The sequence below is a fragment of the Butyrivibrio sp. LC3010 genome (assembly GCF_000424385.1).
Lineage (GTDB): Bacteria > Bacillota > Clostridia > Lachnospirales > Lachnospiraceae > Butyrivibrio.
In genome coordinates this window covers 109,854-134,423 of sequence record NZ_AUJU01000001.1, presented here as the reverse complement: position 1 = coordinate 134,423, position 24,570 = coordinate 109,854, and the positions used below count along the sequence as shown (strand labels likewise).

The 24,570-nt window shown below is 39.4% G+C and carries 18 protein-coding genes and 1 tRNA gene; 3 read left to right on the top strand and 16 right to left on the bottom strand.

The genetic code is table 11. The annotated features are described in order from the left end of the window. Positions 1-12: 12 nt before the first annotated feature. Positions 13-702: an alpha/beta hydrolase gene (locus tag G622_RS0100545; RefSeq protein ID WP_044956891.1), complete on the bottom strand. Its 690-nt coding sequence runs from the start codon at positions 700-702 to the stop codon at positions 13-15. A gap of 99 nt (positions 703-801) precedes the next feature. On the opposite strand from G622_RS0100545, the gene G622_RS0100540 reads away from it, so the two are divergent. Together G622_RS0100540 and G622_RS0100535 are read left to right on the top strand one after the other, a co-directional pair. After that, positions 802-875 (top strand) — tRNA-Pro (locus G622_RS0100540). A gap of 155 nt (positions 876-1,030) precedes the next feature. Further along, positions 1,031-1,900: a CPBP family glutamic-type intramembrane protease gene (locus G622_RS0100535; protein WP_026491870.1), complete on the top strand. Its 870-nt coding sequence runs from the start codon at positions 1,031-1,033 to the stop codon at positions 1,898-1,900. Positions 1,901-1,977: 77 nt separating this feature from the next. On the opposite strand, the gene G622_RS0100530 is transcribed toward G622_RS0100535, so the two are convergent. The 13 genes from G622_RS0100530 to fba all read right to left on the bottom strand — a co-directional run bounded on the left by G622_RS0100530 (position 1,978) and on the right by fba (position 17,456). After that, entirely contained in the window at positions 1,978-2,268 is a 291-nt protein-coding gene (locus G622_RS0100530; protein WP_256374499.1) for a GGDEF domain-containing protein, read from the bottom strand. A gap of 91 nt (positions 2,269-2,359) precedes the next feature. Next, positions 2,360-2,704, bottom strand: coding sequence for a hypothetical protein (locus tag G622_RS0100525; RefSeq protein WP_026509060.1), 345 nt, complete (start codon positions 2,702-2,704; stop codon positions 2,360-2,362). A 397-nt stretch (positions 2,705-3,101) separates the two neighbouring features. Next, the gene (locus tag G622_RS0100520) at positions 3,102-4,661 is read right to left on the bottom strand and encodes an ABC-F family ATP-binding cassette domain-containing protein (RefSeq protein ID WP_026509059.1); all 1,560 of its coding nucleotides are present in this window, start codon (positions 4,659-4,661) and stop codon (positions 3,102-3,104) included. A 240-nt stretch (positions 4,662-4,901) separates the two neighbouring features. After that, positions 4,902-5,930 carry a glycoside hydrolase family 5 protein gene (locus G622_RS0100515; protein ID WP_026509058.1) on the bottom strand — a complete coding sequence of 343 codons (1,029 nt, stop codon included), beginning with the start codon at positions 5,928-5,930 and terminating at the stop codon, positions 4,902-4,904. Positions 5,931-6,131: 201 nt separating this feature from the next. Beyond that, positions 6,132-7,211, bottom strand: a complete 1,080-nt coding sequence (locus G622_RS0100510; RefSeq protein ID WP_026509057.1) for a PTS transporter subunit IIC — start codon at positions 7,209-7,211, stop codon at positions 6,132-6,134. 63 nt (positions 7,212-7,274) lie between these two features. Beyond that, positions 7,275-8,471 (bottom strand): FprA family A-type flavoprotein, encoded by a 1,197-nt coding sequence (locus tag G622_RS0100505; protein WP_026509056.1) that lies wholly within the window; start codon positions 8,469-8,471, stop codon positions 7,275-7,277. Between the two features lie 123 nt (positions 8,472-8,594). Beyond that, positions 8,595-10,181 carry an NAD(P)/FAD-dependent oxidoreductase gene (locus tag G622_RS0100500; protein ID WP_026509055.1) on the bottom strand — a complete coding sequence of 529 codons (1,587 nt, stop codon included), beginning with the start codon at positions 10,179-10,181 and terminating at the stop codon, positions 8,595-8,597. 67 nt (positions 10,182-10,248) lie between these two features. After that, entirely contained in the window at positions 10,249-12,255 is a 2,007-nt protein-coding gene (locus G622_RS21150) for a hybrid sensor histidine kinase/response regulator (protein WP_049945621.1), read from the bottom strand. Beyond that, a complete protein-coding gene (locus G622_RS24160) occupies positions 12,252-14,423 on the bottom strand; it encodes a hybrid sensor histidine kinase/response regulator (protein WP_026509054.1) in 2,172 nt (723 codons plus the stop codon). The genes G622_RS21150 and G622_RS24160 overlap by 4 nt, the downstream gene beginning before the upstream one ends. A 34-nt stretch (positions 14,424-14,457) precedes the next feature. Beyond that, positions 14,458-15,081, bottom strand: a complete 624-nt coding sequence (locus G622_RS21140; RefSeq protein WP_044916474.1) for a YdcF family protein — start codon at positions 15,079-15,081, stop codon at positions 14,458-14,460. After that, positions 15,078-15,593: a flavin reductase gene (locus G622_RS0100480; protein ID WP_044916473.1), complete on the bottom strand. Its 516-nt coding sequence runs from the start codon at positions 15,591-15,593 to the stop codon at positions 15,078-15,080. Before G622_RS0100480 ends, G622_RS21140 begins: the two co-directional genes overlap by 4 nt. Positions 15,594-15,614: 21 nt before the next feature. Then, entirely contained in the window at positions 15,615-16,118 is a 504-nt protein-coding gene (greA, locus tag G622_RS0100475) for a transcription elongation factor GreA (protein WP_026509052.1), read from the bottom strand. A 402-nt stretch (positions 16,119-16,520) separates the two neighbouring features. Next, positions 16,521-17,456, bottom strand: a complete 936-nt coding sequence (fba, locus tag G622_RS0100470; RefSeq protein WP_026509051.1) for a class II fructose-1,6-bisphosphate aldolase — start codon at positions 17,454-17,456, stop codon at positions 16,521-16,523. Positions 17,457-17,613: 157 nt separating this feature from the next. Between fba and G622_RS0100465 the strand changes: the two genes are divergently transcribed. After that, complete coding sequence (locus G622_RS0100465) at positions 17,614-18,474, top strand: putative sugar O-methyltransferase (RefSeq protein WP_026509050.1); 861 nt, start codon at positions 17,614-17,616, stop codon at positions 18,472-18,474. A gap of 124 nt (positions 18,475-18,598) precedes the next feature. Here G622_RS0100465 and G622_RS0100460 read toward each other — a convergent pair whose 3' ends face one another. Both G622_RS0100460 and G622_RS0100455 read right to left on the bottom strand, forming a co-directional pair. Further along, positions 18,599-21,823 carry a 6-pyruvoyl-tetrahydropterin synthase-related protein gene (locus G622_RS0100460; RefSeq protein ID WP_026509049.1) on the bottom strand — a complete coding sequence of 1,075 codons (3,225 nt, stop codon included), beginning with the start codon at positions 21,821-21,823 and terminating at the stop codon, positions 18,599-18,601. Continuing rightward, positions 21,807-24,545, bottom strand: coding sequence for a YfhO family protein (locus G622_RS0100455; RefSeq protein ID WP_026509048.1), 2,739 nt, complete (start codon positions 24,543-24,545; stop codon positions 21,807-21,809). The genes G622_RS0100460 and G622_RS0100455 overlap by 17 nt, the downstream gene beginning before the upstream one ends. Between the last annotated feature and the right edge of the window lie 25 nt (positions 24,546-24,570).

Genomic DNA, 24,570 nt, shown 5'->3' with positions numbered 1-24,570 from the left:
ATTGTATCTCATTTATAGAACATTTTTAAGACACCAGTTTATTCCTTTTGCACATCTTAATTCTTCGTTATTAAAATGATTACCTTCATTCCATTCGAATGTGCTTGACATATCATTTTGCTGATCAAATATCTCTTTTTGCATGAGTATGCAGTTGCCAACGTTCTTCATTACTTTATTTCTCGTCTTATCCTCTTTATCCCCAAGGCTAAGATAAATATTTTTTGTTTTAGGCTGATTGGCTTTCGCATATTCAATCCAATCAGGGAACCAGACTGATGGAGAAACAGCCGCTACTGCATCAAACAAATCATTCTGATATGCGCTCCATAGGGAAAATAGTCCCGCAAGAGAATATCCTACCAGTATCTTAGGGCACTCCGGTGCTATTTTGTACTCCGCATTAATTGCCGGTAGCAGCTCATTCTCTATAAACTCAAGCGTATCCTTTGCTCCTGCTCCAAATGGTACATTTCCAAAAACCGGTGGTGCACTCCATGGTGCCAGTTCTTTATCCCAATCCTCTATTTTACAGAAAACATAGAGCACTTTGCGCTCTGAATCCACTTCGATATTCTCAATTTCCTTATTTATAGAATTCATTTCCAGCTCGCCATGTAGCTGAATAACAACGCATTCAGGCTCACTTACTTCATTTGAAGCACATTCTCTGCCACCTGCAATAAATCTTTTTAACTGCATTTTCATACCCCTGCCTTTAAGCTATTGACAAATAAACCATTTTCATTGTATCATATTTTTTGCTGCAAAGGTCATATCGTATCCTTTGCTTATATATATCGAAGTGTGGCTCAGTTTGGTAGAGCGCTGCGTTCGGGACGCAGAGGTCGCAGGTTCAAATCCTGTCACTTCGACTAATAAAAAGGGGCTGTCGCTTTAGATGATTAAATCATGCTTAGTGCGACAGCCCCTTATTAAAATTAGCACTAAATGCGTAGATAACAGCCATATAAACTGATAAAATATTGAACTGTATTATAAAAAATTGTTACGGGGATTGGGGTAGTGCATGAAAAATGAGAATTTAAGCAAGAAAAAGGTAGCTGTTATTTTCGTTATAGTTACACTTTTATTAACGTGGCTCTTTCAATTTACGCCAATAGTATTACAAATGAATGTAGAAGAGACTTCGGTATCTTCATTTGACTTTGCATCTATCTTTTTTGTTATCGGGGGTATGCTTCCATCACTTTTAGGAGGCATTTTTGTCGCTGTTTTATACAAAAAAGAGAATATTAAAGATTTCTTCAAAAGATGTCTTGTACCGGATAAAAGAAGTATTTTAGCTATATTTATCAGCTTGCTTCTCATATGTATTGAGTGCTTTGTCACACAGACAATATCCAAGATGAATGGAGGAGAAAATCTCGGATTTGAGGGGCTAAAACTTATTGCTGGAAATCCATTAATGTTTTTCTATTTCCTGTTTTGGGGGCTGATATCAGGACCATTCTCTGAAGAGTTTGGCTGGAGAGGCTTTCTCTCAGATATGGTAATCAATAAAAAGAATGTTGTAAAAGGTTCGATAATTATTGGATTAATCTGGGGAATATGGCATTTACCACTGTTCTTTTATCCTGCTCAGATTCAGTATGAATGGGCTCATTCGAACATGCTTTTAGCGGTATGCTTTGTACTTATGTGTGTAACAAATTCCCTTGTATATAGTTCGATATATGTTATTTCACACAGAAAAGTCTTTCCAATATTCTTTTTACATATGTTTGAAAATATCGTTCTTACAGGAGCAATGATCTATCCATTCAGTGATGTTTACAAAACACTGGTTAATCCGGTTTCAATTGTACTTGATATAGTATTTTTTGTAATCATTACCAGAACAAGATTATATAAAGATAGTCTTGAAGCCATGAATTAAATTTCAATAAATGCGCCCTCGCAGTAATGCGGGGGCGTACCTGTCAACATTTATTTATATTTGATTTATCTCGAAAGTTATCTTGCAAGGATATTTTTGCAAAAAACAATAAATTCATCACCACCCATTCGTCCAACCAAATCTGTGGAGCGTATGGCTGAGCGGATGATTTCTGCAAATCGTATGAGAACCTTATCCCCCATATCGTGACCATAGATATCGTTTACTGGCTTAAAACTGTCTAAATCAATCATCATAAGGGCGCCGGCATTACTTTTTGCTAGTAAATCAATTTCTTCCTGTGAAGAAGCTTTGTTTAGAAGTCCTGTCATGGGGTCTGTTACAGCAGCTTTTTTAAGACCTTGTATTTGTTCTACGGTCTTTAAAATCTAGTGCGACAGCCCCTTTTTTGTTAATTCAAGAAACATAAAAATATCAGCACCAGGACTTGATGTTTACTCACACGCTCTGTCCGCCCAGGATCATCAGGACTGTCAAAGCTCCTCCTATAACGTAGACAAGGATCTCTATGATTCCCAGAATAAGGTATTTTTTAGCCTGAGCTATGCCTTCCTTTGTTGCCTTTGCAGAATACACCGTTCCGATAATGGATATCACAAGACACGGAAACGGCGCTATTAACATATTCAGCAATCCAATAAATGCAAGGATCGAATATATTGCACCTCTATTCGTAGGAACTTCGAGTATTGTTGCAAGTACCATACAGATTACTGTTATCACCAAAACAATAATCGGAATCATTGTGAGTACTCTCGCGTTCGAATAGTTTCTGTTTTTCATATATACTAATTCTCCTGGTTTTTACAATTTTTATAAAATATATCATTTGGCAAAAGCATCCTGCATTATGCCAAGTAAAGCTCTTGCCCTAATGCTCAGTTATCTTTTTCCAATCAGCCCTACAAACACTGATATCATCATAACACCATAGATACACAATATGACAAGTTATGTAATTAGCTACTGGTGACCCCTACAGTAGCACCCCCTTTGTATGTGTTCTATCAATTATAGCACTAAAAGAGCCGCAATATTCCATCCATGTGATTTATCCGCAATTCTCCAATGGTTCGCACTAGTGTACTGACACATTCATAATTAACCAAGTGCCCTACTCAAAAATTATGGCTGCCTCTCGTGGAAAGGCAGCCAATACAGCAAAAATTTGATTTCAATTTTAAATTCTGGTAGTCCATTTAGTGCAGTCCACAACCTCAGTTGCAAGATCTGAGTAGAAGTCAGGTTCATGGCATACCATGACAACAGTTCCCTTGTACTCCTTCAAAGCTCTGTGGAGTTCATCCTTGGCATCTACATCCAAGTGATTAGTAGGCTCGTCAAGGACCAGTATATTTGATTCTCTGTTTATGAGTTTGCACAGTCTTACCTTCGCCTGTTCGCCACCGGACAATACCTTGCACTTACTCTCTATGTGCTTGGTTGTAAGTCCGCATTTTGCCAAAGCAGATCTGACTTCATACTGTGAAAATGAAGGGAACTCATTCCAAATTTCTTCCATGCAGGTCGTCTCAATATCAGGTGACATTTCCTGCTCAAAATAGCCTATTGCCACATTTTCACCTCTTTTAACCGATCCTGACAGAGGTGGAATTATTCCCAGTATGCTCTTTAGAAGTGTGGATTTTCCTATTCCGTTTGCACCTGTAAGCACAATAAATGAATTTCTCTCAATAAACATATTTAACGGCTTTGAGAGTGGTTCATCATAACCGATAACAAGATCCTCGATCTCAAAAAGGAACTTACTTGGTGTCTTTGCTGTTTTAAAATTGAACTCCGGCTTTGGCTTTTCCTGGATTTTCTCAATAAGCTCCATGCTATCAAGCTTCTTTTGTCTTGCCATAGCCATGTTTCTCGTTGCAACTCTTGCCTTGTTTCTTGCAACAAAGTCCTTTAAGTCTGCAATCTCCTGTTGCTGCCTGTTGTATGCTGCCTCCCTCTGAGCCTTTTTCATTTCATATACTTCCATGAACTTATCATAGTCACCAACATATCGGTCAAGGCTATGGGTTTGTCCATCCATGTGATAAATGATGTTGACCACGTTATTTAAGAAAGGTATATCATGTGAGATCAGAATAAATGCATTCTCATATTCCTGCAGGTATCTTGTAAGCCAGACAATATGCTCGGCATCAAGATAGTTTGTAGGCTCATCCAAAAGCAGAATATCCGGTTTTTCCAAAAGGAGCTTTGCAAGAAGTATCTTCGTTCTCTGACCTCCGGAAAGCTCGGTAACGTCTCTGTCCAAACCAAGATCAATAAATCCCAGCGCTCTTGATACTTCTTCAATCTTCGAATCAATAAGGTAAAAATCGTGGGTAGTCAAAAGGTCCTGGATAGTTCCAAGCTCTTCCATGTATTCCTCAAGCTGCTTTTCATCCGCTTCGCCCATGGCGTCACAGATCTCATTCATTCTGCGCTCCATATCAAAAAGCGGCTCATAGGCTGATGCAAGCACGTCCCTGATCGTCATGCCCTCCTTTAAAACAGCATGCTGATCCAGATATCCGACCTTAACATTCTTAGCCCACTCGATATTTCCGGCATCGGGCATAAGCTTCCCGATAATTATGTTCATAAATGTAGATTTACCCTCACCATTTGCTCCTACAAGCCCGATATGTTCTCCCTTAAGAAGTCTGAATGACACATCATCAAAAATCGCCCTGTCACCAAAGCCATGTGTAAGGTGCTCAACATTTAATATGCTCATTAAAAATACCTCATCTTTCTTAGCAATATTTTTGCGTTTTTCTATTATAACATTGATTCACCCTTTTTCCATAAGGAAGCTACCCTGCACGCAGTAAAGATTAATCCTAAATGACAGTAACACTAAAAAAGGTATCAGTCCTGTTTCCAAAACCAATACCTTTAATATCAAAACTAATTCAATTACTATTACTTTGGCTATTTATATAATAATTGTGACATTTCGTGGCCAAAGTAATATTTACATGAGTTTAAGTATTTCATCTCTAACTGCATCCATGCGAGCATCGGAAAGACCAAAATCCATCTCCTTATAGCTCCATGCTGCTCGTCCGATATTGTACTTGTTGAAGCAGGTTCCAATAGCCTGATACCACTTAAGGGCATCTTCAGGAGTCGCAAGATCGATAACTCCGTACTCACCACAGTACAAAGCTACATTTCTTTCATTGGCAACTCTTACTGCCTCTTCCATGTACTGCTCAAAATACTCAATTCCAAGCTTTTTATCAGGATCAGATACTTTAAGCTCCTCAGGTCTGTTACCAAGCTGAGCAAATGCATTCTCATCATACTCACGATAGGTTGAATCAAAAGGCATGCGGAATGAGTTATCCATGGACTCAATCCAGGCTGCGCCCTGATGCGTGAAAACAAGAGGCTCATAGCAGTGGAAGTTGTATACTACATTTTCATCATAGGGTGCACAGATATCCTTAAGTGCAACTATGCTGTTGTTGTAATAGCCTCCAAGAAGAATCTTTATTGTAGGCGCAAATTTCCTGATTCTCTTAATGCATTCTGTTGAGACTCTGTTCCATGTGTCGCAATATTCCTTCTTTGTTACTTCATTTAAAAGCTCAAAAGCAAGTCTGTCCTCGTATTTGCCAAAACGCTCTGCGAACTGCTCCCATAACTTGTAAAATCTCTCCTGATACTTTTCATTTTCAAAAAAGCCGGCTTCCTGTTCTCCGTTATCAAAACTGTAGCCAAAGGTTTTATGGAGATCCAGAACCATATTCAGTCCGTACTTTCCTGTCCAGTCTATAGCTTTCTGAATATAGGCAAATCCGTCCTCTTTATATGTTCCGTCCTTTTCCTCAACGAGATCATAGTCAACAGGAACTCTTATATGGTCAAGTCCCCAGCTCTTAATCTTTTCAATATCGCTCTCTTTAATAAAATTGTCATAACGCTCCTTAGTGTGGTTACACTGAGACAACCACCCACCAAGATTTATTCCGTGTGAAAATCCCGGAAACTGCTTCATACTAATTTCCTCCTTAAACTTATACATGATATACAGGTTTCAAAATACTTGTATACAAACGTCTTTAGAATTTGCATGATACTAACCAAGCCCTATCATATAGCGCTCATCTGCAGTTTATAATTTTATTCTCCGGCGATTAACTTTTATATAAAAACCATGTCATTTTTATCAAATGTATGACTTCAGATTCTCAATAATTTATGAGAGCTTTAAATCGCCTTCCTTTATCCAGCCGATTTTTCTAAAAATCTGGCCAAATACAGTTGTCAAAACTGCCGGAAGAACAAAGCATATAAGGATAAGTCCGATCCAGTCAAAAGCTGTGACAGAAGCCTTTGCGCCGGTTGCCACATCGTTAACCCATCCTGCATATACACCAATCTGTCCAACAAAGCCGCAGGTTCCCATACCTGATGCCACTGCACTTGCAGGGTCATTCATCTGAAGATGGAAAATGCAGGTAGCAATAGGACCTGTTATAGCACTTGTGAGAATAGGCGCAATCCATATTTTAGGATTCTTGACAATATTTCCCATCTGGAGCATTGATGTTCCGATTCCCTGAGAAACAAGGCCGCCCCACTTATTCTCCTTAAAGGACATGCACGCAAACCCAACCATCTGTGCACAACAACCTGCTACCGCTGCGCCACCTGCAAGACCTGTAAGTCCGAGAGCAGCACATATAGCTGCAGAAGAAATAGGTAATGTAAGTGCTATTCCTACAACAACTGACACTATGATTCCCATAAGGAACGGCTGTTGTTCTGTTGCCCACATAACAACTGATCCAACAGATGATGCTGCTGTACCAATTGCAGGTGCAATAAGGCTTGCAAGACCGACACCAACAAGAATGGTTACGATCGGTGTAACAAGGATATCTACCTTTGTCTCCTTAGAAACAGCCTTTCCGCATTCTGCTGCGATTATTGCTATAAAGAGAACTGCCAAAGGGCCGCCTGCACCTGCTCCGCCTGAAAGAGTTGTACTTCCGAGTGCATTGGCAGCATATCCTACGGTTACAAGTGAAAACAATACAAGTGGTGGTGCCTGAAGAGCATAACCAATCGCTACAGCCATTGCAGCACCGCTCATTGATGAAGCATACTTTCCAATCTCCGAAAGCCACGCAAGACCAAGCTGGGTTCCGATAGTGTTAAGGATTGTTCCTATCAGTAATGACGCAAACAATCCCTGTGCCATGGCAGACAGTGCTTCGATACCGTATCTCTTGCCTGAGATCACGATATTCTTCCTCTTCAAAAATTCTTTCATTTCTCCTCCTTGCCTCCTTATATCAGTCACTTTTTGACTGTATACGTAAAGGACTTAAATTATTTATGCTTCAATGACAGCATTCACAAAAGCATCAAGCTCCGGAGCGTCTGTCTCATGAAGTGCACTCTTTATTGTGAGCATTGGCTCAACAATTGTCACATTTTTAAGACTCTGGAGTTTTTCTGTCATAAGCTTTCCTGAAGCAGGCGCCCAGGTTCCGTTCTGAGCAAGTGCAAAGATTCTGTTCTGTACGGTAAGAGCCTGACAGTCAGACAGGAAATTCTCCATAGGTATATAAATTCCATTGTTGTATGTAGGGCAGAAAAGAACTATCTTTTTACATCTCCAAACCTCAGAAATAAGTTCTGAAGTATGTGTCTGAGATACGTCATAAACAAAGACCTTTTTTCCGCTCTTTTCACGGATCATGGAAGCAGCCTTCTGCGCTGCACTCTCAGTATGTCCATAGAGACTTCCGTAAATAACAACTATATCCTCATCCTCAGGTGTGTATGTACTCCACTTTTGGTATTTATCAATAAACCAGGCAATATTCTCTCTCCAAATAGGACCATGCAAAGGACAAATAAACTTAATATCAAGTCCTGCTGCCTTTTTGAGCACTGCCTGAACCTGCATGCCATATTTACCTACAATATTTGCATAGTATCTTCTGGCTTCATTAAGGAAAATCTTCTCAAAGTCATATTCATCTGCAAAAATGCCTGCATCAATAGCGCCAAAGGTTCCAAATGCATCTGCGCTGAAAAGTGCGCCGGTTGTACTGTCAAATGAAAACATAGCTTCAGGCCAATGAACCATAGGTGCCATCACAAAGCTGAGTGTATGCTTTCCAAGCTCCAGCTTGTCACCCTCTGCCACAGTAATCTTCTTCTGGTCATTAAGCTCTGGGAAAAACTGGGAAAGGAATGTAAAGCTCTTGGCATTTCCTACAAGAGTTACATCCGGATGCATAGCAACAACAGTAGCTATCTGTGAGCAGTGGTCAGGCTCCATATGATTTATTACAAGATAATCGAGCTTTCTACCATCAAGTACACCATTCAGATTTTCAAGAAACTGATCTGAGATTGAGATATCTGCTGTATCCAGTAATGCAGTTTTCTCATCAGTTATAACATAACTGTTATAGGAAACGCCATTACTAAGTGGAAAAATATTCTCAAATCTTGAAAGTCTTCTGTCACTTCCGCCAATCCAATAAGTTTCTTCAGCAATTTGCTTGTAGTTAATCAAAATAACACCCTCCTTATACGCTCAAAATTTAATATTTTATTAAAACACCACCGCGCCTCGTATGAAGACCCGCTGACTGTTCCTTTTAAATAAGGGCGCCATTAATATGGCGCCCTTATAAATTCAGTCTATTTCTATCTCTTCATCCTCAGGATTCTTTTCCTCCGTGGATTCATGATACTCCTTCTCAGTATTAACGCTCCAGATATTACTTCTGTCACGTGTGCCGCTGAGAATAGTTTTAACAGTCTCAAATGATGTACACATAGAGTGATCTATATTGTTGTATCTGTGCTGACCATTTCTTCCTACGCAGAAGAGGTTATCTATAGAATTAAGATAATCGATCAGCTTATCGATCTCATCATAGGTGTCAAAGTAAGCAGGATATGCCTTCTTAACACGCTCAACATGATAATCGATTACTTCCTTCTCTTCATCGATGAGGTTAATCTTGACCATCTCCTTGATAGCCATGTGTGCAAACTCATCATCAGTCATGCTCCACATGGAATCACCTTCATTGCAGAAATACTCAAGTCCCATCCATACAGTGTGGTCTATATCCTTAACAAGATACGGTGACCAGTTGTTATAAATCTGGAAACGTCCCATGGATACATTTCTGTCATGAACATATACCCAGTTATCCGGTACTATATTTCCGATTGTTCTAACTTTAGTCTTATTCTGAAGGTTAAGATGCGGGATAAGCACGCCAAGAGTCATATAATCTCTGTAAGGAAGTCCTTTGGCGATTCTCGCATAATCAGCAGGAACATCATTCATTCCGGCAACGAGATCCTTGATAGGCATTGAGCTTATCACATAATCACCGTTAATAGTAACCTGCTGTCCATCCTTCTCATAGGTAACACCTGAAAGATGATCGCCCTCTTTATTGATCTTAACAACCTTGGCACCTGTAATAATTGTGCCACCTTTTTTCTGAATCTCAGCAGCTGTTACATCCCAAAGCTGTCCGGGACCAAGCTTAGGATAGCTGAACTCCTCAATAAGTGAGGTCTCTACCTTTCCGCCTGTCTTACCACTCTTTTTCTTAAATGCGTTGGCAAGGACGGCCATGATGGACACGCCCTTAACTCGCTGTGCTCCCCAGCTGGGATCAATTTCTGAGGGATGTCTTCCCCAGAGATTTGCTGTGTAATGCTCAAAGAACATTGAATACAGTTTTTTACCGAATCTGTTTACATAAAAGTCTTCAAGTGAGTTCTCTTTACGCTTGAAAAGCATTGCCTTTATGTATGAAAAGCCTGCTACTATAGTAGTTCCAAGACCCATATTTGTGAAGGTCTCAACCTTAAGTGTTATAGGGTAATCAAAGAACTTTCCATTGAAAAAGATTCTGGAAATTCTGTTTCTTCTAAGCATTACTCTATCTTCTGTCTCAGGGTCAGGACCGCCCTTTGCAATTGTAGATGTACGCTTCAAGACTATATCGTCATAGGACGGACTTCCCTGTCTGGGAAGCATTTTATCCCACCATTCATTTACTTCGGGAACCTTGGAGAAGAATCTGTGTCCTCCCATGTCCATTCTGTTTCCCTTATATTCAACGGTTCTGGAGATTCCTCCGAATTTGTCCGTCTCTTCAAGTACCACGACTTCAATGTCGTCTGACTTTGTCAATAATTCGTACGCAGCCGTCAGTCCGGCAGGGCCGGCGCCTATGATTAAAGCTTTTTTCATTTCTACATTCTGCTCCACTATCTATTTTTTACGATCACAATAGTACAATTTTAACATTTATAGTTATTTATGTCGACAACCGATTTTCTCTTAATGACATAATTGTTGACTCAACCACCTTCATATCTATAGGTTTTGCAATGTGAGCATTCATTCCAGAATCAATTGCCCTTTGTACGTCATCCGCATAGGCATTGGCGGTCATGGCTATAATCGGTATATCCTTTGCACCCTCTTTATCCAGCTTTCTGATAGCAAGAGCAGCCTGATATCCGTTTAAAACCGGCATCTGAATATCCATAAGGATCATATCATAATATCCCTTATCTGCCTTTTCAAACATTTCAACCGCTTCCTGACCATTTGATGCTCTCTCGACCAATGCGCCTTCCATCCCCATAAGCTCTGCCAGAATATCGGCATTTATGTCATTATCCTCGGCTGTAAGGAATCTCATTCCATCAAAGATTTTTCCATGCTCTTCCTTAACAGAACTGCTCCTGTTAAGAATATCTTCCATAAGCTGTGAAAATGATGAGAAAAAGAAAGGTTTTTGCATAAAATCATATATTCCGGCTTCTCGTGCCTCCTGGGCTACCTCTTCCCAGTCGTCAGTCAGAAGCAGGACTATAGGTTTTGGATTAAAATTCTTGTCACGTATGAAGGCAGCAAGTTCAAAACAGCTGATACTTCTGATCTGCATTCCCAAAAGAATAACATCAAAGCTCTTATTATCATCAGCACTTACCTCTATCAGTCTTATGGCCTTATATCCGCTTGTGCAGATAAATACTTCTACACCGGCGTCCCGCATGGCTGTTTCGATTTTAGTACACTCCTGTATATCATCATCTATTATCAGCATTCTGTGAATGCCATGGTTTTTCCAGAAGCTTCCTTTGTCCTGATGAACTCCCGGGAGTCTCAATATAATTGTAAAGGTCGAGCCAACACCTTCTTCAGACTCAACAGAAATAGTACCTCCCATCATCTGAACAAGACTTCTTGTTATCGCCATTCCCAGACCGGTTCCCTGAATACCGCTTGTCGCCTCCTTCTCTTCTCTTGAAAAGGCGTCAAAAATTTTTTCCTGGAACTCCTTGCTCATTCCAATTCCATTATCCTTTACGGAAAACTTAAGGTCCCAGTAATCTCCCTTTGAGATTTTTTCCTCATTTATTGTAAAATCTATCCTTCCACCCTTTGGTGTGTATTTAACAGCATTTCCGAGTATGTTCACCAGTATCTCATTGATTCTTTTTTTATCACCAACAAACAGATCCTGCTGCATTCCACCTGAATGAACCTGGTAATCAAGTTGTTTGCCCTTTGCCTGAAAAGTTATTACGGAGTTGACTTCATCAAGCAGCAATCCAAGGGCAAATTCCTCATGGTTTATATCTGCCTTTCCACTTTCAATTTTACTCATATCAAGGACATCATTTAAAAGTGACAACAGATTCTGGCACGCCAGCCCGATTTTATGTGTGTAATCTCTCACCTTCTGCGGATTATCAGAATTTTTTGCTATAAGCAGATTAAAATTGGTTATGGCATTCATTGGAGTCCTGAAATCATGGGACATATTTGCGAGGAAATTTGTCTTGGCCTCATTTGCCGCCTTTGCAACTTCGATCATTTCCTCCATCTGCCTGTTTCTTTTTACCTCTTCAGTTATGTCAGCCCACACAAGTAAAAATCTGTCCTTGTCCTCTATATCCGCATGGTTGATATTCCCTCTGAAATAGCGGATTTCTCCTGTAACTCTATTTTTAACTTCAAGAACATCTGCTTCTACCATCTCACCTATTGAAAGCTTACTTAGATTCTCATTGGTCGGCGGAGGCTTTAAGTCAGAACGAACGCCCATCATTAAAAGATTTCTGACATCAGACAGGATGCTTTCTCTGGGCACACCAAGAATTTCCTCCACATTGTCAGTTAAGTATTCCACCTTAAAATCCTGTGCAGAGAAAATTGCTGCAATTATGTTGTTTTGTCTTATGACATAATCGAAAAACCAGTCTTTACATAGACCCTTTCTTTCATTGCCGTCATTTTTATTATCAATCATACTGTTTCATGCCCCCTGCATTTAAAGGCTTTGACGGTGTTCTCAAAAAGCTTGATATCTATAGGTTTTGCAATATGTGCATCCATTCCGGATTCACTTGCCTCTTCTATATCTTCCCTGAAAGCATTTGCACTCATTGCTATGATTGGTATGGTTTTAGCATCTTTTCTTCCCTCATCTGCAAGATTACGTATCGCTTTAGCCGCTTCATATCCATTCATATTCGGCATTTGGATATCCATAAGTATCATGTCATAATATCCAGGCTCTTTTTCCTTAAAAGCCGATACTACTTTTTCTCCATCCTCAGCCACATCAATCAACTCCGCTTCATTGAGTTTTAATATTTCCACAAGAATTTCTGCATTTAGTTCATTGTCTTCAGCTGCCAGAAAACGCATCCCCTTAAATGCATTTTCTTTTTCCTCTTCATGATCTTCTTCATTTTTTTCGAGTTGCTGCTCAATTTCTCTTATTTCTTCAAGCTCTGTTTTTTCAGCAATTCCAAATGACAGTCTTACTATAAAAGTACTACCCTCATTTATCCTGCTCTCTGCTTCGATGGTTCCACCGAGCATATCTATTATTCCCTTTGTTACGGTAAGGCCAAGTCCTGTTCCCTGCTCCTTACTGGCATTTTTTCTGCTCTCCTTTTGAAAGGGCTCAAAGACATGTCTGATAAACTCTTCGCTCATTCCGATACCGTTATCTTTTATCTCGAAACGAAGCTGTATAAATTCCTTATCTTCTTTATCTTCAGGAAATACCTCCAGTTTAATCTCACCGTTTTCATCAGTATATGTAATAGAATTCTGCACCAGGTTCTTCAGGATTATCTCCAGTTTATTGGCATCTCCCATAAAAGCATCTTCTTTAACATTACTCCTGTCAATGCTGAATATCTGATGTTTTCCCTCTGCAAGAGCACCCATCTCATTTTTAACTGTTAAAAGAACATCATTAAGTGAAAATCTTTCACTAATGATTTCATCCCCGCCGTTTTCCATTTTACTAAGTGCAAGGACATAATTGATCATATTTAATATGTTTCTGTGGGCATATTCCGCCTTTTCTCCATACTCAATGACCTTTTCCGGGTTGTTCGCATTTTCTTTCATGAGAGAAAGATAACCCGATATTGCATTCATAGGTGTCCTGAAATCATGGGACATATTTGCCAAAAACCTTGTCTTTGCTTCATTTGCCGAATTTGCAACATTAAGCATATTCCTCATAGAAATAGATCGCATTATCAGCATCATGATTGCAAGTACAATTGAAAATGCTGCTATAAGTAAAATATTATTAATTTTCTTTATCTCTGTGATACTGCGGTCAATAGTCTCAGAAGGAGTAAGACATACAAGCATGGAGTCTTCGAATTCGCACGGAACGTAGCTAAGGTAGTACTCAACTCCATCTATACTTATAACGATAACTCCAGTCATCCTGTCTGCCACTGCTTTAGAAAGTCCCAATCCGGTGGGATCATATATGATTTCACCGTTTTGGACAGCATACTCTACAATATTTTTCTTTTCATCTCTTAAATCAACAGACGTGATTATCAGATTTCCATGTATATCCACCAGATAATTTTGAGAGTTGCCCATATCGCCCTTACTGACGGTAAGTCTGTTTTTCATCTCCGTGGTGTCGATGGCAAGTCCTAGGGCACAGTATTCCTTGTTTTCAAACTTCTTCGGCTTAATTCCGAGCACAAAAAGATCATGATGCATTCCCTTGGCACCAATTATGTGAGTAACCTGCATTTCTCCTTCTTTTGAGAGATTTTCGATAAACTCTGGTTTTTCCTTCAGCGTACCGATTTTCCCATCCGCATCCCTGTACTCACCTTTATCATTGAAAAAATACACCTGATCTATTTCCCATATTCTTTTTTCCGCAGACACATATGAAATAAAATCATTGATTCCCGAAGACTCTTCGTTATCAAGATGATACGACCAGCTTTTTAAAATATTAAAATATCTGGTAAATCTGGTCGCAATAATAGATTCCAGCTGAGTATAATAAGTTGTCAGCTGGGTGATTCGATCTCTATAGATAAATCTGTCCTGGATTATATTTACGGAAATTACCAAAAATACAAATAGTATTACGGTAAAAAACGGTATAACCCATTTTCGCAGTTTTTCACTACGCATATTAACCCCTCATGAAAATAGCGCTTTGTGAAGGTTATCTGATTTCGTACATCCGCTCTCCGTGAAAATATTCTCCGCATTTTCTCAGCTCAGACAGTACCGTATTGTAACCTTTAAGGTTATCCATCCAGGTATCAATGCTGAGCCCTCTTGTAACCACGGGACATACTGTTATTTTGTAATCTCTAAGCTCTGACTGGAATGTCATCAAAGCTCTTCTTGCATGAAAGGCCTGGCAGCATAATATTATATGCCCGATCCTTTCGTTCTTTAATTCGTTTTCAATCATATCCTTTGAAAACCTGGCATTTTCAAAAGTATTTGTGGACTCGGTTTCCTGAATTATAGCTTTTTCATCAACCCCATACCGCATCATGAGTTTTGTAAGATATTCAGCTTCCGTACTACAGCCAAGGCAGTCAGCATCCTGCTTAAAAACAGCCCCACACTCTTCCTCAAAGCTTTGATAGGTCATATAAAATTTACCGGAAACAAGTATTTTTGGAGCATATCCCTCATTCCACAGATGCGCTCCATACTCAGCAAGCTCTTTAGTCGGAGAACCGGGAATAAGAATCAGGTCTGCCTTTTTCGGTTTCTCCGATAAAAATATGAATTTACCAATTTCTTCCAGTGATTTTAAATTTGCCGGTTTCATCGAATCATTACCTTTTTAATTTCTGCAATGTAAAACCAGTGATAGTTTCCTTTATCATAGAAATTTGCTATCACACGGCCATTTGTTACGCATTCTTCTTTCATTTGCTGTCTATATAAAACCTTACAGATAAGAACATTGTCAGCTTCATCGACAAAGGGGATACCATCATCGAAGTTGAGGTTAAGCTTTGCATTTGCAATCTTGTCCTCATCTCTGCCGGATACAGATCCAAGATATTTTTTAAGGCCTCTGTATTCATCATGATTCAGGAATGATAAGGAAAACTTTTTTTCTGCGTCAATAAATTCCTTGGTATATCTACTTTCCCTGACATATATTATTGCGCAGGTCTTATCCCAGACATAGGTAATACCACCCCAGGAGACGGTCATGGTATTAGCCTTATTTTCGTTTCCTGCAGTAAGTAGTGCCCAGGTTTCTCCACCAAATCTAAAAGCGCCCTCCAGAACATCATCAAGTTCAACAGGCTGAAATACATGAAGACCCATAATCAATCCCTCCTACGATTATTAAAAATCCCTGAGTTTATCCTCTTCTGTAAGTTCAGTATTCTCTATTTTCAGTATTGTTATGTCATAGCTGTAATCATTATTTACTTCGATAGTAAGCTTGTCTCCAACTTTATGTCCCATAAGCTGCTTACCAAGCGGTGACTCGATACTTATAAGTCCCTTTAATGCATTTCCACGCATTGTGGTAACAATTTTGTAGGTAGCCTCTGAACCGTCATCTTCCATACGAACAGTAACAGTCTTGTTCATTCCGACTTCGTCTTCAGCACTGGAATCATCCACTATCTCAGCAGTTTTGATCATTCTCTCAAGAAATCTTATTCTGCTCTCATTGGCATTTTTCGCTTTCTTGGCTGCATAGTATTCAAAGTTCTCACTCAAATCTCCCTGAGCCCTTGCTTCCTTTACATCCTCAAGAAGTTCCTTTCTCACTACGGCTTTGCGGTGTTCAATCTCCGCCTCCATATCTTCAATGTCTCTTTTTGTAAGTTGATTATGCATTTTTAAATCCCTCTCTTTATCTCCTTATGACAGTTAAATCTGTGAATTCATAACCAGCTCCGAAGAATCATTCCCTCTTTACCAGAAACAACTAAGCATTTTGCAATTTTTTACTGCCGCCTTCTAAAATATGTCTTAAGAAGGCACAAGAAGATATTTTAATTTTACACGATATATTAGAAAAAAAATATTAAGAAATAGTAAAATAAGAATTTTGCTTGCAAAATTCTCGCGCCGAGCGCGGTTGCTACAAGCAACATATTCCTATCGCGCGAGTGCGCATCCTCACGGAGTGTTCTTATCTTATAGGAAATCCGGAGGAATTTCCTGTAAGATAAAAAAACTGCCACAGAAAAAATCTGTGGCAGCTTAATCATTTTATGTCTTCTTGAACGCTTTAAATCAAGCCTTTCCGTCAGAACCAAGAACGTTGATAACCTTGTCGTGAACGATTTCCTTAACATAAGCACGTCCATCACCAAGATACTGACGAGGATCAAAGTGCTCAGGATGCTCAGCGAAGTGCTGACGAATACCTGCTGTCATACCAAGACGAAGATCTGAATCGATGTTGATCTTGCAGACTGCACTCTTAGCTGCTGCACGAAGCTGCTCATCCGGAATACCAATAGCATCCTTCATAGCGCCGCCGTTAGCATTGATGATTCCAACGTACTTCTGAGGAACTGCTGAAGAACCGTGAAGAACGATCGGGAATCCGGGAAGTCTCTTAACAACTTCCTCAAGGATATCAAGACGAAGCTTGGGATCCTGGCCGGGCTTGAACTTGAATGCACCATGGCTTGTTCCGATAGCAATAGCCAGTGAATCAACGCCTGTACGCTTCATGAAGTCCTCAACCTGATCGGGATTTGTATACTGTGCTGCATCATCAGCTACGTTTACATCATCCTCAACACCTGAAAGAGTACCAAGCTCAGCTTCTACTACACATCCCTTAGAATGAGCATAATCAGCAACCTTCTTGGAAAGTTCGATATTCTCTTCATAAGGCTTGGAAGAAGCATCGATCATAACAGATGTGAATCCATTATCAATGCACTCCTTGCAGATTTCGAAGCTTGCACCATGATCAAGGTGAAGAGCGATCGGAATAGATGTAGACTCAGCTGCTGCCTTAACCATGTTTACAAGGTAAGGGAACTGAGCATACTTGATAGCGCCCTGTGAGCACTGAAGAATAACGGGGGATTTAAGCTCGTCACAAGCCTCTGTGATAGCCTGAATGAACTCCATGTTGTTGATATTAAATGCACCAACAGCATATCCACCATCGTATGCTTTTTTAAACATATCAGTCGTTGTAACTAATGGCATAATTTTTACCACCTTTCGTAAATATTGTTAACAAAACACTAGAAATATTATAGACCAAATCATAACTTTAGTACAACCTTATTTGCTATCATATTCGCTTTTTTACTAATGATTTTATGATACAATAGGTTAAGATACTCTAGAGGAGGAGTTATAAATGACATTTTATGATAAAGTCCTAAAAAAGCTTGACCAGAAGATCATGGCAGACTATCTTGATAAAAGCACCGGAGGAAGCAGTGTATCTGACGATGGAAGATATCCTGCATATTGTCGGGTCGCAAGTAAGAACGGATTTATGTTCCACCATTTCAGACGTAATGAGATCTACAATCTTATCCTGGAGCACATGTCAAAAGAACAGGGTCAGGAATATCTCGATGAACTTATAAAAAATCCCGATTTTAAAAAAATATCTGACAGATTAGGTGAATATTTAAGAAACGATAAGGTTGGAAAGCCCCGTATTTATGAATATGACATAGATAACAAGGATGTTTATGTTTCTCCAACAACTCTTAGATATATTAAAGTTTTAGCCGATTTAAAGAATCTGTTTCCAATGAATGAGATTAAATCCGTCGCAGAAATCGGTGTCGGCTACGGCGGACAATGCAGAATAATCCTTTCGGATTACGAAATTACCAGATACTCACTGATAGACCTTCCGGAGGCACTTGGACTTACCAAACGCTTTCTTGGAAAGCTTACAGACCTTTCAAACATTCATTTTGTGGATGGTACTGCTATTGACAAGGAGAATCTTCCTGAGCATGATCTTGTAATCAGCAACTATGCTTACAGCGAGCTTGCCAGAGTTATCCAGAAAGCCTACTGGGATAAGGTAGTTTCAAAAGCTGCCCACGGTTACTTTACCTGGAATCTGGAATCCGAGAGAAAACTGGACGGATATACGGTTGATGAATTCACTAAAATGTTAGCCGATCTTGGCAGAGATGTCCGCGTACTCGAAGAAAAGCCGCTTACCGCTCCTGATAACTGTCTTATTGTTTGGTAATAAGGAAATATAAAATGCATCAGCTATGGAATTATCCATTATGCCGATGCATTTTTTTACTTTTCCGTTTGTGAAGTTCTTCAATAAGCCTTTGTTAAGAAAGCTTATCTTATTATATTTTTTGTTAGTATCTCTTATTTAGCTTTTTCCTTTTTAGTATCGTCCCAACAACAAGAGCTATTGCAAATAGCAAAGAGACTATTTCAGAAACTCTCCAATAAAACGGTTCTCTGAATCTGATTTTTATTACACTGTCTGTCCCTGCAGGTAGCTCAATTCTTAGTTTATTATTATCTCCCGCTGAAAGCTTGTAGCTTATGTTTCCATCGGTTCCATAATAATATGGATATGCAAGTATCGGCAAATCAGCGTATCCTTCATCCTGTGAGTTGTTTGAAAGTCTGAGTGAATACTCTCCGCCCTTTCTCTCCTCATCAGAATATACTATATCCTCAGAAGATGGCAGAACTGAAGCATACTGCAGTCGCTCCAAATCTGTTCCCTGCAACATATATTGCCTGTCATCATCAAATGATGTCCACTCATCCACGGTTTTGATAGCCACAATATTATCCTGCTTTTCCATGAATGCATGGATGTAGGAACCACTCTGCCACAGGCTTATAGCCAGAAGAATAATGCTAAGCTTATACGTTACCTTATTTTTTTGCATAATCGCATAGACCGTACAAATAAGCACTGTTGCAGCTGTCAGGTATCTTGCAGGATACTGTATGCTTCCAAGGATTTTAAAAACAAACTTTGCTTTGTTATAAAGCATATCGTAAGGAAAATAACATGTACTAAGGACAAGTGAGACTATTCCAAGTCCCCACACCAATGTGGCAACTAAGTTGTTTTTTAACTCTTTTCTCTGCAGGATCAGATATGCAACAAATGCGATCAATATTATAATCAGTGCCAGTCCCGGAGATTGCGGCATTTCGGTGACAGGCTCGTTTCCAAGCTCTCTCATGGGCGCAATCACATCATAAAAAGCTCCAGCCATTTGTCTCCAGGTAATACCAAAAGTCTGAATAGGCGCTGTCTCCCCGGAATTAATGAGCATGGGCGCGTTTTTATAATAGTCAACAAGCGGAACTATCTGCCAAAGATTAAGTAACATTGTACCAGCGGCTGCCATGATAAGAGTCTTCCATTTCCCACCAACCAGCATGTTTTTAGCATCAGCAAGAACAAATATCACTATGAACAGAGCTGCCATAACGACGCTCAAAAGATGCGTCATAAAAAGTCCTGTCATGCCAACGCATAGAAGGATTGCCCCTCTTTTTACTTTTTCATTCCTGTGTATTCTTGCAAGTCCCAGAACAATAAGCGGGAAAAATGCAAACGCACTATACTCCCCTGCTGCCTGCCTTGTAAATAAATCCGTAAGTCTCCAAAAAGATAAGAAATAAAGTGCCGCGCAGAATATTCCTGAAAGCCTGTTTCCTGAAATATATCTAAAGCATAAATAAGCAGTAGCTGCAGTAAGTATCTGAATAAATATCATGTAAAAAAGATATGTCTCCCACAAGGGCATACCCATAAGATGCATGATAGCCGGTATGTACAACAGCGCATCTCCGTACATTATTCCAACAGGATAACCGTAATTATTAAACCAGTAATGCTGAATCTTAACCGGAAACTCTCCTGCCTTAAGTCCCTCTGCGATTCCTGCAATTCTTCTCACGTGGAAAGGAAGATCGTGACCAAAAGGAACACCCTTATCCTTTTTCTCACTCAGATAGCCAAAGTCTGACTCTATCTGTTCGCCCTGCCATATAATCGATGCTCCATCAGATTTTAAGATCTGATCGCATCCCATATTCTGAAGACTTTCAATCCTCTCATCATTGTTATCAAATACAAGATACACATAATCAGGACTTAGTTCTTCCGGTGGATTGAACAGATATCTTCCATAGTAGGATGTATCACCCATATTGAAATCATAGGGTGAAAGCTTTGTTCCAAGCAGATAAAAGATATAAGGTGGAATATATGGCTGATTATCGTGGATAAACACTATCTGCTTATCTGAAAAGTATTCTTCATTTTCCAGTATTTTAAGCGGCTCATCTATGGGCTTTTGGAAAAGGTATAAGTTGTCGGAATACGTTCCAAAATATCTTGTAAAAAAGGCTCCTGAGAATCCAAGATACACACAACAAATCAAAACTCCAACAACAGTTCCTAAGATCTTATTACCCATAAACTTCTTAATGACGAATTCTATTCCCCATGCAGCCAAAAATGCCACACTAAAGAATATTCCATTCATCTTGTTTACATTTGGTCCATCTCCGCCCAGCATTGAACCTATTAAAAGCTCTGCTGCAAACCAGAAAAAAGGTAAAACAGCATAGCTTACTCTTTTTTCTTTTATAGAAGAATAAATCTCTTTGATGACTCTATAAATTCCAAGCGGCACAAAAAAGATAGTTATAAAATACATCGTTCCAAAACCTGGAATGCTGTTATAGTTCAGGCTGTCAAAGAGAAATACACTTTTTAAGGTATTAATAAATCCTGTAATGGATGGAGCCACTATCTCACCGCCGCGATAAAAGGTAAGTGCCGGCATCGTGATAATTCCAAACACTATAGAATCTTTTCCGTTTATGTTTACATATTGAGTAACAAGAAGTGGCGCTGCCAAAATTGCAAGAGGTATCACAAAGCTTATAATTCTTTGAATGTTAAGCTTTTTCCAAACCAGAAGAGTAATAAAAGTAACCAGCAGAAAAAGTGGCATTATTGCATAGCATATAGCGTAGGTATAAAGCGATAATCCTGAACAGATTCCTGAAATCAGATAATCTATGCATTTTCCTGACTCAATCGCTCTAATCAAAGTGTAGATAAACAGCGTTGTCATTCCCAGCATCAGATTGCAGTCCAGTCCGAATCTGGCACTCATTACAAATACCGGACATATTGTGAACAATACAGGATATGCGTATGAAGCTATCGAATCCTCTCCGCAAATCTTTTTTACTATCTGCTCACCTGCAAACAAAGTGATAAGTGAAAATATGACTCCGGGGAGTCTTAGTGCAATCACATTAAGTCCCAAAAACTTGATAAATATCGCTGCTATATAGGCGTATAGTGCGCTCTGCCCACCTCCGAAGTTTATCAGATAAACAGGAAATGAAAGCAGATTTCTGTCCACTCCATAATTTGCAAGACAAAATGCATCATAAGCCATTCCGGCTTCATCAACATGAAGACCTGCGGGTTTGCTACTTAGAAAAATAAGTCTGGAACACACCGCTATTATATATACCAGTAAAAAAAACAGTTTCTTTTTATTGATGCTATTATTCTCTTCCCGCACGTTTCTTCTTCTCCATAACCGTAAGTATTATTAAAATTGCAATTCCTCCGATTGCCAGAACCAGCCCCATCAAAAGTCCCGGTGTGTGGTACCTCAGAACAATATTATGCGTACCTTCTGTAACAGGAGTTCCAAGGAACATGATATTTGCCTTCTCAGGTGTCCTCTTTTCCCCATCCACATAGATAGTCCATCCTTTATCATAGGGAATGTTTATCACAAGATAGGAATCCTGAGCCGGGCTTACTGTTCCTGTAATCTCATTTGTCATAAGTGACATTTGATTTCTGTGAAGCGCATTGTCTCTCATGGTTTCTGATGCAAATTCACCCATATGCTCTGAATATGCCTGCATTTTCTGGCAAATGATCTGCAGATCATCATAAGTATAGCTTCCCTTATCAGGGAAAGTAATCGTTATCCTGCTTCTTCCCTCGTCACTGTAGCAGAGATTAACAATATAATCATGCCAGCCGCTGTAAAACTGGCTATAGGGCGTTTTAAATGCAATTGTTTTCGTTATCTGTCTGTTTTCAGGTGTATCGGTTGAAACTGTAATATTAGCAGCATCATATGGTGTCTTGCAGTTAAGGTTCTTAATATACAGATATGTTTCCGATTCCGGCACACCACTAAACGCCAATGTCACAGTAGCATTCTGCTTCTTTACTACGAATTCATGGTCTTTAATCTTAACTCCATGCTTTTCCAGCACCTCATATTGAACTGTCTCATCTGAAAAATATGACTGATCATTTATATCAAGGTTTGAGATCTCGCATGGAACATCATCGTTTTCTTTTTCTCTGACAGCACCATACAGCATCACCTGCTGCCTCTGTACAGGTGTCAATTTATCGTAATCATCCCTTGATAATACCTGATTTTTGGTATATCCAAGAGCAGGTGCACTGTCATTTGAATAAATTCCAAAGTTATACCATTCTGCAAACGGATGAAATCCATAAGGAATATAGGCCTGTTCCTGTTCATTGTTGTATCTCAGCGAGTAATATTTTACTCCTGCAATATTCAGAGGCATTGCTCTGTCATCAAGTCCGAAAAATGAAAAGTTAGACATTTCATTTACTGCAAGTGACTCCATAAAATCTGAAACAGCTCCATTAGCCAGGCTAAAGTAAAACTGAGTAGAAGGAACGCTATATGGAAGCGATGCATTCCAGTTGAGGTTTCTGCCTGAATAACTATAATAATTATTCTGGGCTTCCGGCACCGTCTCAGACAAAGCTCTAAGCTCTGTATTCATCACCAGTTCCTCATACTCTTCAGGAGTCATCTTATCAACATATCCACTTGGAAGATTACCTGCTTCAGGTGCATTTGCAGCATATCCGTTCTGCAAAACACCAAGTATTACCAGTAAAAGCACGCTGCCTCTTCTTATAGCCTCAGGAATCTTATTGATATATAGCGGAATCAAAAGTAGTGCAAGCAGCACCAGCTGAGGATATACATTTACTGATTTTTCACCAACAGTAAGCATTACGATAACATACACTATGCTGCATGCAGTAATTATCAATTTTGCTTTTACATTAAACTCTGTCATCTTCTCCGACAGGAGCATGATCATGTAAGAAAGCAGCAGGCAATATGCAAAACTCCACCTGTTTATGGTGTATGAAAATCCCGTCATTACATAACCCGCTACAGGTACAAGAAGCATTACCGTGGTTAATACCGCAAGTATTCTAAACCTTATGGCATCACCCTTTTCATCATCATTAGCTTTTGTAAAAACTTCAAAAATCGCCGGTAATGCTATAAATGTCATGCTTATAACTGTGTCATACTTAGGAAAATATTTATAGGACAAAAGGCTTACCAGTAACTCTTTATAATATTCTGTCGAGTACAAAACAGGTACTGCGTGTGAACCAAGCCCTGCTCTGGGGTTTGAAATAAAAGCAATAATGACAGGCAAAAGTATCGGCATTGATATCAATGTTCCGATAATCCCAAGCCCCAAAAACTCTGCTATGCACTTAAATGCCTCCGCACGCTTTTCGAAATGTCCTGAAGTAAAAATGTAGATAATTGCATAGACCATTATCATGAGCACAAGCATGTAGAAGAAATAAAAATTACTTACAGCAGAGAGCAACGTTGCAAGAACAAATGGCATGAATTTTCGTTCATTAACATATTTCCTTACTCCATATATCAGAAGCGGCAGGCATATCATAGGCTGTACAAACTGCGGATTCCACATTCCTATGAACAGAACTATTCCGCAAAAGGAGTATGACAAAGCTCCGCTAAGACGTGAGCTGAGTGAAAATTTCCTGCTTTCAGATGCCAGAAGAAGGAATGATAGTCCTGCAAGATATGGTCTAAGCACGATAAGGAACTGAAAATAGTAATAGATATATTTTGAAGGTAAAAATGCTGCAGGAAGATTAAGCGGATCTCCTACCGCATAGTACTGCATGGATGTAAGAAAATCGGCACCATAACCTATTCCCAGATCATAATTCTGTATGGAAAGCTTATGCTCCACAAAAATCCTGTACATCACTCCTCTTAAGTATCTTCCGTACTTTGCCAGTGCATTAATATGCTGCTCAAATGCATCAGAACTGTTAATAAGTGACTTTCCACTCTTTACAAACCATCCCCATACAAGGATTGCCATAGCAAAATAAAGTATCGTAAAAAGAATATAGCCTGCCTTATTGGTTTGAGTAGATTTCTTTTTCATTATCAGGTTAACCTCGGATTATTAT

What these genes read in the sequence shown, in the direction of transcription:
- G622_RS0100455 (WP_026509048.1), bottom strand. Translation starts at nt 24,545, where the DNA reads ATGAAAAAGAAATCTACTCAAACCAATAAGGCAGGCTATATTCTTTTT.
- G622_RS0100535 (WP_026491870.1), top strand. Translation starts at nt 1,031, where the DNA reads ATGAAAAATGAGAATTTAAGCAAGAAAAAGGTAGCTGTTATTTTCGTT.
- G622_RS24160 (WP_026509054.1), bottom strand. Translation starts at nt 14,423, where the DNA reads ATGCGTAGTGAAAAACTGCGAAAATGGGTTATACCGTTTTTTACCGTA.
- G622_RS0100545 (WP_044956891.1), bottom strand. Translation starts at nt 702, where the DNA reads ATGCAGTTAAAAAGATTTATTGCAGGTGGCAGAGAATGTGCTTCAAAT.
- G622_RS0100480 (WP_044916473.1), bottom strand. Translation starts at nt 15,593, where the DNA reads ATGGGTCTTCATGTATTTCAGCCTGTTGAACTTGATGATGTTCTGGAG.
- G622_RS0100465 (WP_026509050.1), top strand. Translation starts at nt 17,614, where the DNA reads ATGACATTTTATGATAAAGTCCTAAAAAAGCTTGACCAGAAGATCATG.
- G622_RS0100500 (WP_026509055.1), bottom strand. Translation starts at nt 10,181, where the DNA reads ATGAAAAAAGCTTTAATCATAGGCGCCGGCCCTGCCGGACTGACGGCT.
- G622_RS0100510 (WP_026509057.1), bottom strand. Translation starts at nt 7,211, where the DNA reads ATGAAAGAATTTTTGAAGAGGAAGAATATCGTGATCTCAGGCAAGAGA.
- greA (WP_026509052.1), bottom strand. Translation starts at nt 16,118, where the DNA reads ATGCATAATCAACTTACAAAAAGAGACATTGAAGATATGGAGGCGGAG.
- G622_RS21150 (WP_049945621.1), bottom strand. Translation starts at nt 12,255, where the DNA reads ATGATTGATAATAAAAATGACGGCAATGAAAGAAAGGGTCTATGTAAA.
- G622_RS0100515 (WP_026509058.1), bottom strand. Translation starts at nt 5,930, where the DNA reads ATGAAGCAGTTTCCGGGATTTTCACACGGAATAAATCTTGGTGGGTGG.
- G622_RS0100525 (WP_026509060.1), bottom strand. Translation starts at nt 2,704, where the DNA reads ATGAAAAACAGAAACTATTCGAACGCGAGAGTACTCACAATGATTCCG.
- fba (WP_026509051.1), bottom strand. Translation starts at nt 17,456, where the DNA reads ATGCCATTAGTTACAACGACTGATATGTTTAAAAAAGCATACGATGGT.
- G622_RS0100520 (WP_026509059.1), bottom strand. Translation starts at nt 4,661, where the DNA reads ATGAGCATATTAAATGTTGAGCACCTTACACATGGCTTTGGTGACAGG.
- G622_RS21140 (WP_044916474.1), bottom strand. Translation starts at nt 15,081, where the DNA reads ATGAAACCGGCAAATTTAAAATCACTGGAAGAAATTGGTAAATTCATA.